The following is a 16,176-nucleotide window of genomic DNA, read 5'->3' as shown; positions in this document are numbered from 1 at the left end:
ATCAGCTTAACCTACATCATCGTGGGCAAAGCGATTAAAGAGGAAATCTAGGGCATAATTACGTAGTTGGTAGTATTGTGGATCTTCCATGATGCGGGCGCGATCGCGGGGACGAGAAAAAGGAATTTCCATAACTTCACCAATTTTCGCATGGGGCCCATTGGTCATCATTACCAATTTATCAGCTAAAAATAGTGCCTCGTCGATGTCGTGGGTAATCATTAGCACTGTACAACGGTTATCGCCCCAAATTTTCAGCAATTCTTCTTGTAATTCTTCTTTGGTGATGGCATCCAGCGCCCCAAAAGGTTCATCTAAAATTAAGACTTTCGGGCGAATCGCCAAAGCACGGGCGATAGAAACCCGTTGTCTCATTCCGCCGGACATTTGCATTGGTTTCTTTTCCATTGCATCAGCTAGTCCCACCATTGCCAAATGATCGCGCACGATCGCTCTTTTTTCCGCTTGTGGTTTGTTGGGATAAACGGCGTTAACAGCTAAGTATATATTTTCAAAAGCAGTCCGCCAAGGTAGCAAGGCATAGTTTTGGAAGACAACCATTCTGTCTGGGCCTGGCTTGGTAATGGGTTCTCCTTCGAGTAAAACTTGCCCGGAGGTGGGAAAGTTAAAACCGGATACCATATTTAACAGTGTCGATTTGCCACAGCCAGAGTGGCCGATAACGCAAATAAACTCGCCTTGTTCGACGTTGAGATTAACGCCGTCGAGTACGGTGAAGGGGCCTTGCTTTGTCGGATAAACTTTGGTAACGTCTTTAATTTCTAGAAAAGGTCTGCGGCTGGTGCTTGCAGCGACGAATGGTTTTCCTAGTGTGGTTGTAGCTGTTGAGTTGCGGTTTTGCATGGTATTTGGTATTTGGGGATTAAAAAGCTAAATGTACGCGATGTGTAAATGAATATTCTGACCTCGCTTCCATTCCTCTCCCCTTCTAGGCTACGGTGTACACACAAGTCTGAAATAGCTGATTAACCAAGGTTTTACCCCACCCTAACCCTCCCCTTATAAAGGGGAGGGAACTAGATTTCCGGTCTCCCCCCAATATATCGGGGGGATTAAGGGGGGTAATTCGATTTGTGTGTACACCGTCCTGAAGGGGAGAGGCTTTGAATTTTCCTCCTTCCCTTGTAGGGAAGGGGGTAGGGGGTTAGGTCTTTTACTGGTTTTTTCAGATGATGTAAAAAGTCAGATACTCGTTAACGGAGATAAAAGGTGGATTCATCCAGTTCAAAGACTCGCGCGTGATGTGCTACTTCTCCTGCTACCTCTTTCTCTCACGATTTTTTTATGACGCGAGTCTCCTTCTCGGTGCATCAAGAACAACTTCCGCAATTGAAAAATCACGTTTGATTTTCAAGTTGTTGAGATAAGCAATCGGATCATCGGCGTTAAAGGGAGTACCATCGAACAGTTGGATCGGTTGGCGAAGATAGCTAATATCCAAACCTAATTCTCGTGCGGCGGTGCTGAAAACACGCACGCGACAAACCCGTTCAACAACTTCTACCCAATTTCTAGGGAAGGGAGTGTCACCCCAACGCGCCAATTGACTCATAATCCAAATTTGTTCGGTGCGACTGGGACGGTTGATTGCGGAATCGGAATAAAACTGGTGATGGGCATAGTCTCGCAACGGATGGTCTAAGTCACAGGTGAGACTATTTGGATCTTCGAGTTGAATGTATTCTAAATCAGTGCTGACATAATCTCGCCCTGCTAAAATTTGCCGAATTTCTTGGGTATTTTCGGGATTTGCACAATACACGCAAGCTTCTAACAAAGCTTTAGTCAAGGCAATATGCGTATTTGGATAATTTTCTGCCCAATCTTCCCGCACACCAAGAACTTTACCGGGGTGTCCCAACCAAACTTCTAAGTCGGTAGCGATTGTAAAACCGACATTTTCCACAGCAGCGCGGTAGTTCCAAGGTTCGCCTACGCAGTAACCATCAATGCTTCCAGTTTTTAGGTCGGCTACCATCTGCGCTGGGGGAATGGTCTTCATATCCACATCGCTATCGGGGTCAATTCCACCAGCCGCTAGCCAGTAACGCAGCAGCAAATTGTGCATCGATGCGGCATGTACTACCCCCATTGTGTGCCGTTGTTCACGGGTGCGAAGCAGGTATCTTTTGAAATCTGATAATGTTTGTACACCTTCGTCATAAAAGTGTTTTGCCAAGGTGATGGCGTTACCGTTGCGAGTCATGGTGAGGGCGGTGACAACGGGCAGAGGTTGGTTATTATGTCCTCCCAAAGTTAGCCACATCGGCATCCCTGAAGGCATTTGCGCCGCATCCAAATAACCACCACTTATGCCATCTTCTATACCCCGCCAGCTACTTTCTCGCACGAGGTTAACTTCATCTAAACCATGTTTGAGAAAGAAGCCTTTTTCTTTAGCAACTGCTAAGGGGGCGCAAGCTGTTAGAGGTAAAAAGCCAATTTCTAGGTTAACTTTTTCTAATCCATGACGGGCAATGTCAGCAGTTTTCCGCGCTCGAATTTTCTTGATGCGTTTCTGCTGATTGAGGAAGTAAATCATCTCACTCCGCAAGCTGTAATAGCTGGGATGTTCTACCACTTCCATCCGCTTACGGGGCCTGGGAATATCCACTTCTAAAATGTCGCCGATTTTCGATTCGGGGCCGTTGGTTAACATCACGATTCTGTCAGATAACAGCACGGCTTCATCTACATCATGAGTAACCATCACGGCGGTAACTTGATTTTCTTCGCAAATTTGCATCAGTTGTTCTTGCAAATTGCCGCGTGTGAGTGCATCTAATGCGCCAAAGGGTTCATCTAGCAGCAGTAATTTGGGGCGAATCGCTAAGGCGCGGGCGATCGCAACTCGCTGCTTTTGTCCACCTGATAACATTCCTGGTTGTTTATCAGCATGGGGACGCAAACCCACCATATTAATATGTTTTTCGATAATGGCGTTGCGTTCGGCTGCGGGTAAACCTTTCATTACCGAGTCCACGGCGAGGGCAATATTTTCTCTTACCGTCCGCCAAGGTAATAGTGAATAATTTTGGAACACCACCATCCTGTCTGGGCCGGGTTTGGTGATTCTTTGTCCTTCTAAGGTGACAATACCCTCAGTTGGCAAATCCAAACCCGCAATCATATTTAATAAGGTGGATTTGCCGCAACCGGAGTGACCAATCAAAGAAACGAATTCTCCTTTTTTAATTTGGAGGTCGATTCCTTTGAGGGCGATATATTTGCCACCACCAGTTAATTCAAAAACTTTTTCAATTTGATCAACAGCTACAAACATAATAGTTAAAAGTTAGGAGTGAGTAGTGAGGAGTTGGAAGTTGAGAGTTGGGAGTTGGGAGTTGATAGTTAAAAGTTGGGAGTTAGAACTTTTTCAATTCCTAACTCCTAACTCCTAACTATTTCTGCTCTGCTGGTAAAATCTTGTTTTGAAGCCAACCCATCATTTTATCTAGCACCAACCCAACAAGACCGATATAAATTAGAGCCAAAATAACTTCACTGACGTTGTTATTTTGATAGGCATCCCAGATAAAGAAGCCGATGCCGACAATCCCAGACATGACGATTTCGGCGGCGATAATCGCTAACCAAGCTAAACCGATCGCAATTCTCAACCCGGTAAAGATGTAGGGTAATGCCGCAGGAATCAAAATATTAGTGAAATATTCTTTGCGGCTAAGTTGCAGAACTTTGGCGACGTTGTTGTAATCTTGGGGAATTTGGGTAACACCAACAGCAGTGTTAATTAAGATGGGCCAAATGGCGGTGATGAAGATTACGAATAATGCTGCGGGTTCGTTTTGTCGTAAAGCTGCTAAAGAAATCGGAACCCAAGCTAGAGGTGGTACAGTCCGCAGTAGTTGAAAGATGGGGTCTAAAGCTTTGGACATTGTTTGATTAACCCCAATTAAAATGCCCAAGGCAATACCAACGATCGCAGCTAGGGTATAACTGATAGCAACCCGTTGCAGACTTGCGAGAATCTGCCAAAACAGACCTTTATCAATGCCACCTCGATCATAAAATGGCCAGAAAATCAAAACCCAAGTGTCTTGGATAACTTGTATTGGCCCTGGTAATGTGGCTCCCGGAATCCAAGCGAAGAGTTGCCAGAGAACGAGGAAGATGGCGATCGCGATCGCTGGTGGTATCAGGTCAGGAAATTGCTTTTTCAGGCTAGAGATAAAGCTATTATTCAATCTAGGACTTGCAGGGCGTTTTTGGGCTATTGTCATGATGCTGCGTTCTCCTCAAAATTTACTTTTTATTTGTTATTTGTCATTTGTAAATAATAAATAACAAACAACTAATGACTAATGACTAATGACCAATGACTAAATACTGACCTTCTTGATTTTCAAACTCTTCAAATATTCTTCTGGCTTTTCGGGGTCAAATTTGATGCCATCAAAGAACTGTTCTACACCACGGGATGTATTTGTAGGAATATCAGCAGCAGCAATGCCAGCTTCTTTGGCAGCTTCTTTCCAGATATCTTCGCGGTTGACTTTGTTGATAAGTTCCTTAGCCTTGGCAGCATTATTTGCAATGTAATCTTTTGGTAAAAATCCCCAGCGAACGTTTTCAACTATGAACCACAAATCATGACTCTTATATGGATAAGAAACACTACCTTTTTCATCTTTCCAGTAGTAAGCAGCCATTGATTTATCATCAATTTTACGACCATCACCCATGTCATATTTACCTTGGTATGGATCTGCCAATATTTCTGGTGAAGAAAGATTGAAATAATTTCGTCCAGCCAAAATCTGAGCTGCTTCTTTGCGGTTGTCAAAATTATCTAACCACTGTTGGGCTTCCATAATTCCTTTTAAAATTGCTTTGGTAGCTTTGGGGTTTTTATCAACCCAGTCGCCTCTGATGGCGAGATATTCTTCAGGATGATTCTTCCAAATTTCTGCGGTTAATGCTGCTACGTAGCCGATTTTGTCTTGAACCAAGCGATAAGGCCAAGGGTCGCCTGTACTAAAGGCATCCATTGTTCCTGTTTTCATGTTGGCCACAGTTTGCGCCGCAGGTACTGTGAGTAGCTTGACATCTGCATCTGGATCTAAGCCGCCTGCTGCTAACCAGTAGCGAATCCATAAATCTTGGTTGACGTGGGGAAAGGTAAATGCAGCTGTGAAGGGTGTTGAAGATTTTAATTCCGTGAATAGAGACTTAGCGCTGGCGAGTTGTAAGCTAATACCTTTGCCTTGATGCTTGCTGGCGATCGCAATTCCATTTCCATGTGTAATTAATTGACATAAGACATACATGGGAATTTTTTGATTGCCTTTGGTAATTAAACCTTCTGAAATTAAATGTGGCATTGGCATCTGCCATTGACCACCATCTATACCACCACCGGCAGAACCAATTTCTACGTTGTCTCTTGCTGAACCCCAAGAAGCTTGCTTGGAAAGGTCAACATTAGTCATGCCATACTTTGTAAAAAAGCCTTTTTCTTTAGCAATAATTAAAGGAGCCGCTTCTACAATGGGAATATATCCTAGCTTGACTGTAGTAGTTTCTGGCGTTTGTTCAGGGCTAATATTAGCAACCGTTTGAGCAGTTGGCTGTGCTTGAGTGCTTCCACCAGTAAGGTTTTCAGGAGGATTACCCAAACAGCCTTTGAGGAATACAGCACCCACAGATGCTCCGGCTGTGAAGATGAATTTGCGGCGAGAAATTTGATTAAAAAATTCTGTCATAAATATCTCCTGAAAACGTGAATGTTATTTTTTATAGCTATGACAATTTAGGCAAAAAACGTTGTGTTTATTGCTGTATTAATGATTTATCAAGCTAGATTTGGCAAAGCAAGCGCAGCCATTCCATCAATGACGCGGCTACTTATATAAAAACTCGGCTAATTCCTTGACTCTGCTCTAGTGGTTTTTAGAGGTGTCATTCACCTTGTTGAAATCAGTTTACAGCCTTTGAAGCCAAAATGCTCAACTTGAAGTATCGATTTATTAAAGAAATATTAAATTGGATATATAAGGAAAAATTTATCTATTTTCCTTAACTATATGAATGATTTTTAATATATAAACTCTTACTTATGAAGACTATTATGTTTACTTTATGATTCCCTATTTTCACTTCTTTTGTAACTTAATTTTTAGTAGTAAATTGTCATATATAGGTTTTTATTTATAATGACTATTATGTTGACATTATGATTTAGGGGCGTACAGCTAGCTGTACGCCCCTAACAACGTATTTGTATCAACCTGAAAGTGAAACGGTATTATACCTATAAACGAGATTTTAATGTCTCAACTTAGCAAACCGTTATGAGTAGTTCATGTAGTGTATTCGGCGTTAATCCTCACGTAGTCATAACTTAAATCACAACCCCAAGCTTTACCTGAACCATGACCATTGCCAACGTTAACGGAGATTAATACTGTATCTTCTTGGAGATAAGCACCCTTCGCTGCTTTTTTCAAATAAGCACTCGCTGCTGCACGCTCAAATTGCAGAGGTTGTCCGTTTTCTAACATTAAGAAATTCCCTAGCTTAATTTGCAGGTTTTCTTGCTCAAAGGGCACACCTGCACGTCCGGCGGCGGCGGCGATGCGTCCCCAGTTAGGATCACGTCCAAAGATTGCAGATTTAACTAAGGATGAACCAGCGATGGTTTTGGCTATTTGTCGGGCTGAAATTTCATCATGGGCCCCTGTTACTTCCACTTCAATTAGACAGGTTGCACCTTCACCATCACGAGCGATCGCTTTAGCTAAATGCTGACAAACTGCTGTTAACATCGCCTCTAATTTCTCTGCTTCTGCGCCCCATTCTGTAATTGCTGGGGTACGAGATTGACCATTTGCCAAGGCGATTAAGCTGTCGTTGGTGCTAGTATCACCATCCACAGTAATGGAATTGAAACTTTTATCAGCTGCCCTTGCCAACATCTGTTGCCAAAGAGCTGGCGAAACCACAGCATCACAAGTAACAAATGCCAGCATGGTTGCCATGTTGGGGTGAATCATACCGGAACCCTTGGCAATACCACCAATTCTTACCGGGCGTTGGCGCAGCCCGCCGAAGGCATCGCTTATAGTTGTCTCTAGGGCAATAGATTTTGTTACCAAGTCTGTAGTGATAATCGCTGCGGTGGCGGCATCTGAGCCTGTTTCTGATAGTGCTGCTACTACCTTGGGAATCCCACTTCTCAAAGCATCCATCTTAATTCTTTGACCAATCACGCCAGTGGAAGCCACTAACACAGATTCAGATGGGATGTTTAGTGCTTGGCCTACTGCCATAGCAGATTCTAAAGTATCAAGGTAGCCTTGACTCCCTGTAGCGGCGTTTGCTTGTCCGGCGTTGCAGAGGATGGCACGAGCGCTATGTTTAGCTTGCAAGCGTTGGCGACAATATTCTACGCAGGCAGCTTTAACTTGGCTAGTGGTGAACACACCAGCTGCGATCGCTTCCACCTCTGAGAATATCAAAGCTAAATCTGGCAACCCCGAAGGTTTCAACCCTGCGGTAATTCCCGCCGCTTGATACCCCCTTGGGGCTGTAATGCCACCTGTAATTTTTTGCCAATCTGCCATTATTCTTCCTTACAGCTATCAACTTGGATAGGTCAATTTGTGGTTTGGAAAAGTATTTTGGAAAAGTGCAGAGTTAGGAGTTAGGAGTTAGAAGTTGAAAGTTATTAGTTTTTTCCTACTTCCCCTAATTCCTACTCCCCACTCCCTTTTTTATGAGTTTATTTGCTGATGGCAATAATAAAGCACTAGTTGGCAATTAGCATAATTGTTTTTACCTTTCTTATGACGAAAGACAAAAGCAAAAAAGGAGAACCACTTGGGTCGCTCTCCAGATCATTACGGTGCATCTTTTTATTACACCATATCACTTGTGCCATAAGGGTTAATACTTATCTATTCAAATTATTTCTAAAAATTTTATGAAGTATTTACGTAAATGCCACATATAGCAATCCGATTTGATTTCTGAATCACTCGTAGAGGTAAGGGACTAGGGACTGGGGACTGGGGACTGGGGACTGGGGACTGGGAAGAAGGAATAAAGGTGTACTGAGTTTTGTTCAAAAATCAAATATGAGTCCTATAACTCAAATAAAAAGAGAGCCACTTAGGCAGCTCTCCAGATCATCAGGGTGCATCTAATTACCACAGCATAGCATTTTAGGTATGCGGGCTGTCACCAGTTTTTATATGAAGATTTTGTGAAGAATCACCGGGAAATTACTTACTTGGGAATTGGGGATTGGGCATGGAAAAGAGGCAGAGGGGCGGGGGCAGAGGGGAAAAATCTTCTCCCTTGCTCCTTGCTCCCGTTCGGCTACGCTACTTCGACTACGCTCAGTACAAGTCACGGCAAGCCTGCTCTCTGCTCCCCCTGCTAGACGTTCAGTTTTTTCTCCACCAATTCGTTAGTCAGCTTAGGATCGGCACGTTTACCTGTCTTTTTCAGAACTTGTCCGACAAAGAAGCCTTTGAGGTTGGTGTTACCGTTGCGATACTTTTCTAGTTCTTTGGGATTGGCAGCTATGACTTCATCAACGATGGGTCCTAGTACACTAGGATCGGTGATTAACTCTTGACCTGCAAAGGCTTTTTCAGGGGAAGTACCAGTGAGCAAATCTGGTAACTTTTCTTTAGCTTGAGCATTACTAATTTTGCCTGTTTCAATGCGAGTGATGATATCAGCTAGATTAGTGGGAGTTAGGCCGATTTCAGTAATAGTGAGTTTTTGCTTATTAAGGTGGGCGGCGATATCTTGAGTAATCCAATTTGCAGCAGCTTTGGGGTTTGCTCCAGATGCGATCGCAGTTTCAAAATATTCCGCTATTGAACGATCTTCTGTCAGCACTCGCGTATCGTAAGCCGAAAGCCCCAACTCACTTTCATAATGATGGCGTTTGTGGGCTGGTAATTCTGGTAGTTCGCTACGCCATTGCTCTAATTGTTCATCTGTCACCTCAATTGGTGATAAATCTGGTTCGGGGAAATAGCGGTAATCGCTAGAACCTTCTTTTACCCGCATACTACTTGTGCGTTGAGCGCCTTCTTCCCACAGCCGAGTTTCTTGGATAATGCTCGCGCCTGCAACGATTGCTGCAATTTGACGTTCAATTTCGTAGTCAATCGCCCGTTGGATGGCGCTGAACGAGTTCATGTTTTTAATCTCTACCTTAGTGCCAAATTCCTTTCGTCCCACAGGACGCACAGAAATGTTGACATCGCAGCGCAGAGATCCTTCTTGCATATTACCGTCACTTACGCCGAGATACCGGACAATCCGGCGCAACTCTTCGGCATATTCAGCTGCTTCTAATCCAGAACGCAAATCAGGTTCCGAGACAATTTCTACTAACGGTACACCTGCGCGATTGTAGTCTACCAAAGAATAGGAAGAACCAGAGAGGCGATCGCTACCTGCGTGTACCAATTTCCCAGCATCTTCTTCCATGTGCAGACGTGTGATGCCAATGCGTTTACGAATCGGATTCCCCTCAGCATCCACCAACTCAATTTCTAACCAACCATGTTCTGCGATCGGTAGGTCATATTGAGAAATTTGGTAATTTTTGGGTAAGTCAGGATAAAAATACTGTTTACGGTCAAATTTGCTATATCTAGCGATTTGACAATTCAGTGCCAAACCAGTCTTGACAGCGTATTCTAATACTTTTTCATTGAGTACAGGTAAGACCCCAGGTAAACCCATACAAACCGGGTCAATGTTAGTATTTGGGTCAGCACCGAATGCTGTAGAGCTATTAGAGAAAATCTTGGTGTTGGTACTTAGCTGACAATGGGTTTCTAGCCCAATAATCGCTTCATACTCAGTTTTTACGGTTGTAGCAGTGGTCATAATATCAATATTTGGGCATAATCCTTCTTAGGGTACTATTGTAGCGGCGTATTGAGTTGCCCTGAAGGCGGTTATTTGGGTGAGCAATGCTTACCCTTATGAGCTTGAAAAGGGAGATGCAAACACAAGGTGAAGAAAATCTTAATTATTGGTTCTCGGGGTGCTAGTAAATCTACCTTAGCCCGCGAACTGGGAACCATTTTAGGCTTCATCCAAAACTTAAGATTATCTGAATTTATATGCTGCGATCGCACAGATGTGCGCCCTGAAGATTTGTTAATAAATAACTATATACTATGCATGGATATTAGGAGTAGTTTTATGGTTCTACAAGTTAACCCCATCCAAAAAGAACCAACTGTTACTTGGGAAGCACTTCCAGCCGACTTCATTTTACCAGACGAGCCAGTGGAAAATATTCAACAACCCGCGATCGCTGCTGCGCTTACCGATGCTTTGGGAAGCACAGGACGCATCCAACCCCAGATGCTGATTGGCTCTAATTTTGGACTTGTAGCCACAGTCAACAAGAAAATTGTCGTTAAAGCCCCAGACTGGTTTTATGTACCTCAAGTGCAGTCTGTAGGAACAAATGTAGTTCGTCGCAGTTATACCCCGAATTTAGAAGGCGCTGCTGTGGCTGTGGTGATGGAATTTCTCTCAGATACAGAAGGTGGAGAACTATCAGTCCGTTCAACTCCACCCTATGGTAAACTCTATTATTACGAAAAGATTCTCCAAGTTCTAACTTACGTAACCTACGACCCTTACGAACCAAGCATAGAACTACGGTGCTTGCAAAATGGACAATATACTTTGCAGCAAGCAGACGCCAATGGACGCTTTTGGATTCCTGAGTTAGAGTTATTTCTCGGAATTTGGGAAGGTGAAAGATTATGCCAAACCATGAATTGGCTGCGGTGGTGGGATACAGAAGGAAATTTGCTGTTGTGGAGCAGCGAACAAGCCCAACAAGAACGCCAACGTGCTGAACAAGAACGTCAACGTGCTGAACAAGAACGCCAACGCGCTGAACAGGAACGCCAGCGTGCTGATATATTAGCAGCTAAGTTACGTGAGCTAGGTATTGACCCTGATGCATAGGCGTAGCCCGCACTTCTCTACGAGAGGCTGCGCCAACGGCAAGCTCAGTGACCATTGTAGACATCGCATAAACTCAAGGGATGCTGGGAATAATAATTTTGGGACATCTGCACCAAAATTCCATGAAACAGCAAAAAAATCAATTCAGCCATCTTACTGCGATCGAAAGAAATTATCTATCATTTCCGGCACAGCTTTTATTAAATCAAAACCTTTTACAAGGCAAAATACTAGACTTTGGTTGTGGCTTTGGTAATGATGTTAAAATACTGCGCCAAAAAGGTTTTGATATTAGAGGCTATGACCCTTATTATTTTCCACAATATCCTGATAATAAATTTGATACAATAATTTGCTTTTATGTTTTAAATGTTTTATTTACTGAAGAGCAAGCTAATGTTCTTATGGAAATATCACACTTATTAAAACCAGGAGGCAAAGCTTATTATGCTGTAAGAAGAGATATTAAGAGAGAAGGTTTTCGAGAACATTATGTCTATAAAAAGCCTACATATCAGTGTATTGTAAAACTTCCTTTTACTTCACTTTGTTTAGATGAACATCGGCAACTATATGAGTATGTCCACTATAACCATCAGCGAAATTCATCTAATTATTGTATATTCTGCAATCCTCACAAAACTCTCAAACTATTAACCGAATCAGCAACCGCTTATGCTATTTTTGACGGCTATCCAATAAGTAAGGGGCATGTTTTAGTTATTCCTAAACGTCATGTTTGCAATTATTTTGAACTACCATTTAAAGAGCAATCTGCCTGCTGGTTTATGGTGAACAAAGTACAAGAAATTCTTAAAGCAGAATTTGAACCTGATGGCTTTAATGTAGGAATGAATATCAATCGATCTGCGGGTCAAAATATTATGCACGCTAGTATTCATATCATCCCTCGTTACAGAGGTGATACTGTCTCTACTAAAAGTGGAATCAGGAACATTATTCCTAAAAAACAATAGTTTTTCTCTAAGAATTCAGGAGCCAGAATTCTGCTATAACTTGGCTTTTTTGACGTGATTATGAAAATCACTGGAACATCATGACTTGCTCAAACTTATCGTCATAAGGTTGAGATCAAATATTAAATGCTTCGTCACCATGCTTTTTCAGTACAATCTCTACTTTCTTATTCTGAGCATTACTGTAATCATCTCAACTACTGTTGCGTTTGCAGTTTGGCAGCGTCGCTCAATTTCTTTGGCTAGCAAGCCTTTCATTTCGATGATGCTAGCGATCGCTGGATACGCTACAGTTGCAGGAATGGAAGCAGCAGCAATTATCCTCCGAGAAAAAATATTTTGGTCAAAGCTGGAGTATGTTGGCTCAGGCAGTGTAATTACACTCTTCCTGATATTTGCAATGCACTTCACAAACAAAAATCGTTAAGCGTTGCTATGGGCTATTCCTACCTTCAATGTGACTATTCCGACATCCAATTTAGTAGTGTACTCCTTGCGATAATTTTGGGAAACTACTTCTAGGACGAAAATCGGTACAACATTTTCATCCCACAGCACATAACTGGGACGCAGTTCCTCATCATAAAACCACTCTACCCCTAAGCTCAAAAACCCATCTGGCACAATGGGAGGTTTATCGGGGTGATAATAAATACCCATATCTATGGCAAAGAGCCAATCCATGCGTTCTGACCAAAGTATCAGCAGGATCGCCTTCAGCAAGCCTGGTATTAATTCTTGCAGTCATTATCCACAAGCGTTTCATCAGAGTCTGGTAGTTCCTCGGCTGAGGGCAAGTACCTGGGCAAGTTGTACTCTAACATGGCTAGTTTCCCCAAAACTCAAAGGATATTTGGCTCACCAGAATTATAGCGATTTCTTTACAACTATATCATTAGTTTACTACTATACATTAAGTACTCCACTGATACTAATTGACAACTTTTAACTACTAGACAATTTTAAATCTGGCAGAATCACGAGCAAGAAAATTTATTTGATGCCTAGATTCTAAATGTCATAATCCGATTATCTTGATAATGTAATGTTTTGCTTTGACTAAGGGATACCACTTGTGGTATTGAGAAACAGTCAAAATTCCACAGATATAATAGTTACTTGCTCCTTTAGTGGTTGTGCAGAGCATTGCCGAAGCTAAAGTTGCAGCCCAGTCAAGAATGCAGGCATTTCTACCTCAATAAGTAAGTTGCTTTAGATGATAAAATTTTGGTAACTCTTAACTATTAATAAATATATAGGTACTAAGTGCTATTCATGCTTTATATTTAGCGACAGGGTGATGCAAACTGCCACTCATGTTCCAATACTTAGGAGGCAGTACCCATCGAGAGCAACTCATGCTTCGATACCATTAGCACGCAACGTAAGTAAAGGTTAAGTTGATATTAAAACAAATAATTTTTGCTGAATTGTGACAGATAAAGACTAAACTAAAAAGTCTTGTGCAGCAAAACCTGTAGCTTTAAATGAAGTAATCATGTCTAAGGTTCTTGTCTCAGATTCTATTGACCAAGCTGGAATTGACATTCTTTCGCAAGTTGCTACCGTTGATGTCAAACTAGGTCTAAAACCAGCAGAACTGATCGAAATTATTGGTGAGTATGACGCACTAATGATTCGCTCTAGTACGCGTGTCACCCAAGAAATCATTGAAGCTGGCACTCAGCTAAAAATCATCGGTCGTGCTGGTGTGGGTGTGGATAATGTGGATGTTCCGGCTGCCACCCGCCGAGGAATTGTAGTAGTCAATTCTCCAGAGGGAAACACAATTGCCGCCGCCGAACATGCGCTAGCGATGATTTTGGCTTTGTCTCGCCACATCCCCGATGCTAACGCTTCGGTGAAACGCGGTGCATGGGATCGCAATAGCTTTGTCGGTGCGGAAGTCTACAAAAAAACTCTCGGCGTTGTCGGTTTGGGTAAAATTGGCTCTCATGTTGCGGCTGTAGCTAAGACAATGGGGATGAAGCTCCTAGCTTATGACCCTTTTATTTCTACAGACCGAGCTGAACAACTTGGCTGTCAGTTAGTTGAGCTAGATTTACTCTTCCAGCAAGCAGACTATATCACCCTACACATCCCTAAAACCCCAGAAACGACTCACTTAATCAATGCCACAACTTTGGCAAAGATGAAACCTACAGCCCGGATTGTCAACTGCGCTCGTGGTGGGATCATTGATGAAGTAGCTTTAGCAGCAGCTCTGAAAGCGGGTAAAATAGGCGGTGCAGCCTTAGATGTGTTTGAGTCAGAACCACTGGGTGAATCTGAATTGCGATCGCTAGGCAAAGAAGTTATCCTCACTCCCCACTTGGGAGCCTCTACCGCAGAAGCTCAAGTGAATGTGGCTATTGATGTTGCCGAACAAATTCGGGATGTACTTTTAGGATTACCAGCCCGTTCAGCCGTTAACATTCCCGGACTCGGCCCCGATGTGTTGGAAGAACTCAAACCCTACATGCAACTAGCAGAAACTCTAGGTAATCTAGTGGGACAGCTAGCTGGCGGACGGGTGGAAGTACTCAATATTCGACTACAAGGGGAACTTGCGACCAACAAAAGTCAGCCTTTGGTGGTAGCTGCCCTGAAAGGTTTACTTTACCAAGCTTTGCGGGAACGAGTAAATTACGTAAATGCCAGCATAGAAGCCAAAGAACGTGGAATTCGGGTGATTGAAACCCGCGATGCTTCGATTCGAGACTATGCCGGAACGCTTCATCTAGAAGCCACCGGCACTTTAGGTACTCATTCTGTCACAGGCGCTTTGTTGGGTGAACGGGAAATCCATTTAACTGATGTTGACGGTTTCCCGATTAACGTCCCACCCAGCAAATATATGTTGTTTACCCTGCACCGCGATATGCCAGGGATCATCGGCAAACTCGGTTCTCTACTCGGCAGTTTTAATGTGAATATTGCCAGTATGCAAGTAGGTCGTAAAATCGTCCGTGGTGATGCGGTAATGGCTCTGAGTATAGATGACCCTTTACCAGAGGGCATTTTGGATGAAATTATAAAAGTCCCTGGTATTCGGGACGCGTATACAGTAACACTATGAGTGCTGATTAAAAAAAGTTAGGAGTGAGTAGTGAGGAGTTAGAAGCTAAACAGGAGAACTCCTAACTCCTAACTTTTAACTCCTAACTCATAACTCTGTTAAACTCAGTACTCAAAAATGGCAAACACCTGGTGGGAATTACAGATTTTATGTGAGCCAGACCTAGAAGATTCGATCTTTTGGCGACTGGAAGATTTTGGCTGTCGGGGAACAGCTAGTGAAAACAAAGGAAATTCATCTTTAGTCAGGGCTTATTTATCGACAATTCAAACGCAGCTGCTAGATTTGGCAGCGCTGTCGCTGTGGCTGCGTCAAGATGCTCTTTGTGTAGGAGTTTCATCTCCCTCACTGCAATGGCAGTTAATTGATGAGGAAGATTGGGCGACTAGCTGGAAACAATATTGGCATCCGCAGGAAATAGGCGATCGCTTCTTAATCAACCCCGCTTGGCTACCGTTACCAGAAACAACGGAACGGCTAGTGATTCGTCTTGACCCTGGTGTAGCATTTGGTACGGGCAACCATGCCACCACTCAGCTATGTTTAGAATCTCTGGAAATGCGGCTAAGTGGAGTTCCTCAGTCGTTTGTGGGTGCTAGTGGCAAACATGAACATCTGGTAATTGCGGATATTGGCTGTGGCTCTGGTATCCTTTCTATTGGGGCGCTGCTACTGGGAGCAGAGAAAGTCTATGCAGTAGATAATGACCCTTTAGCGGTGCAATCAACTATCAGTAATGGTGCGCTGAACGACATTAGTCCAGAACGTTTACTACCAGCACTGGGAAGTGTAGACATTTTGACAAAACTGCTTGAAAATCCAGTAGATGGTATAGTTTGCAATATTTTGGCTCATGTAATTATTGAATTAATTCCAGAAATGAGTGCGATCGCTAAACCTGAAACTTGGGCGATCTTCAGTGGTATTTTACTAGAACAATCTACAGGTGTTGCTGATGCTTTAGAAGAAAATGGTTGGGTGGTTGCTACCCTGTGGAAACGAAAAGAATGGTGTTGTTTGAATGCACGGCGTTCTTAACTCAGTAGGTAGTACCGCAAGGCGGAAGTCAAAAGTCAAAAGTCAAAAGTCAAAAGTATTATGGAATAAGCTATTTAGGTA

The 16,176-nt window shown here is 43.0% G+C and carries 11 protein-coding genes and 1 pseudogene; 5 read left to right on the top strand and 7 right to left on the bottom strand.

From position 1 onward, the window contains the following. Positions 1–6: 6 nt before the first annotated feature. The 6 genes from LC608_RS18585 to gatB all read right to left on the bottom strand — a co-directional run bounded on the left by LC608_RS18585 (position 7) and on the right by gatB (position 9,897). A complete protein-coding gene (locus tag LC608_RS18585; protein ID WP_229554935.1) occupies positions 7–864 on the bottom strand; it encodes a nitrate ABC transporter ATP-binding protein in 858 nt (285 codons plus the stop codon). A gap of 439 nt (positions 865–1,303) precedes the next feature. After that, positions 1,304–3,304, bottom strand: coding sequence for a nitrate ABC transporter ATP-binding protein (locus LC608_RS18580; protein ID WP_229554934.1), 2,001 nt, complete (start codon positions 3,302–3,304; stop codon positions 1,304–1,306). 118 nt (positions 3,305–3,422) lie between these two features. Continuing rightward, on the bottom strand, positions 3,423–4,262 hold the full coding sequence (ntrB, locus tag LC608_RS18575; protein ID WP_229554933.1) for a nitrate ABC transporter permease: 840 nt from the start codon (positions 4,260–4,262) through the stop codon (positions 3,423–3,425). 99 nt (positions 4,263–4,361) lie between these two features. Beyond that, positions 4,362–5,744: a CmpA/NrtA family ABC transporter substrate-binding protein gene (locus tag LC608_RS18570; RefSeq protein ID WP_229554932.1), complete on the bottom strand. Its 1,383-nt coding sequence runs from the start codon at positions 5,742–5,744 to the stop codon at positions 4,362–4,364. 597 nt (positions 5,745–6,341) lie between these two features. Next, entirely contained in the window at positions 6,342–7,604 is a 1,263-nt protein-coding gene (gene argJ, locus LC608_RS18565) for a bifunctional ornithine acetyltransferase/N-acetylglutamate synthase (protein WP_229554931.1), read from the bottom strand. An 817-nt stretch (positions 7,605–8,421) separates the two neighbouring features. After that, positions 8,422–9,897, bottom strand: coding sequence for an Asp-tRNA(Asn)/Glu-tRNA(Gln) amidotransferase subunit GatB (gene gatB / locus LC608_RS18560; protein WP_229554930.1), 1,476 nt, complete (start codon positions 9,895–9,897; stop codon positions 8,422–8,424). A 321-nt stretch (positions 9,898–10,218) separates the two neighbouring features. Between gatB and LC608_RS18555 the strand changes: the two genes are divergently transcribed. The 3 genes from LC608_RS18555 (at position 10,219) to LC608_RS18545 (ending at position 12,405) form a co-directional block, all read left to right on the top strand. Further along, positions 10,219–11,001 (top strand): Uma2 family endonuclease, encoded by a 783-nt coding sequence (locus tag LC608_RS18555; RefSeq protein WP_229555070.1) that lies wholly within the window; start codon positions 10,219–10,221, stop codon positions 10,999–11,001. 122 nt (positions 11,002–11,123) lie between these two features. After that, positions 11,124–11,978 carry a bifunctional class I SAM-dependent methyltransferase/HIT family protein gene (locus LC608_RS18550; RefSeq protein ID WP_229554929.1) on the top strand — a complete coding sequence of 285 codons (855 nt, stop codon included), beginning with the start codon at positions 11,124–11,126 and terminating at the stop codon, positions 11,976–11,978. A gap of 139 nt (positions 11,979–12,117) precedes the next feature. Further along, positions 12,118–12,405 (top strand): histidine kinase N-terminal 7TM domain-containing protein, encoded by a 288-nt coding sequence (locus LC608_RS18545; RefSeq protein WP_229554928.1) that lies wholly within the window; start codon positions 12,118–12,120, stop codon positions 12,403–12,405. Between the two features lie 44 nt (positions 12,406–12,449). Here LC608_RS18545 and LC608_RS18540 read toward each other — a convergent pair. Further along, positions 12,450–12,802: pseudogene (locus LC608_RS18540) on the bottom strand (hypothetical protein); the annotation flags it as partial. A 674-nt stretch (positions 12,803–13,476) separates the two neighbouring features. On the opposite strand from LC608_RS18540, the gene serA reads away from it, so the two are divergent. Together serA and prmA are read left to right on the top strand one after the other, a co-directional pair. Beyond that, positions 13,477–15,057, top strand: coding sequence for a phosphoglycerate dehydrogenase (gene serA / locus LC608_RS18535; RefSeq protein ID WP_229468077.1), 1,581 nt, complete (start codon positions 13,477–13,479; stop codon positions 15,055–15,057). 117 nt (positions 15,058–15,174) lie between these two features. Then, positions 15,175–16,095, top strand: coding sequence for a 50S ribosomal protein L11 methyltransferase (gene prmA, locus LC608_RS18530; RefSeq protein ID WP_229554927.1), 921 nt, complete (start codon positions 15,175–15,177; stop codon positions 16,093–16,095). Positions 16,096–16,176 lie beyond the last annotated feature (81 nt).

The sequence above is a fragment of the Nostoc sp. XA010 genome (genome assembly GCF_020829625.1).
Taxonomy (GTDB): domain Bacteria; phylum Cyanobacteriota; class Cyanobacteriia; order Cyanobacteriales; family Nostocaceae; genus Nostoc.
Note: the sequence above shows the minus strand (reverse complement) of the source record. Positions and strands in the feature narration are given on the sequence as shown.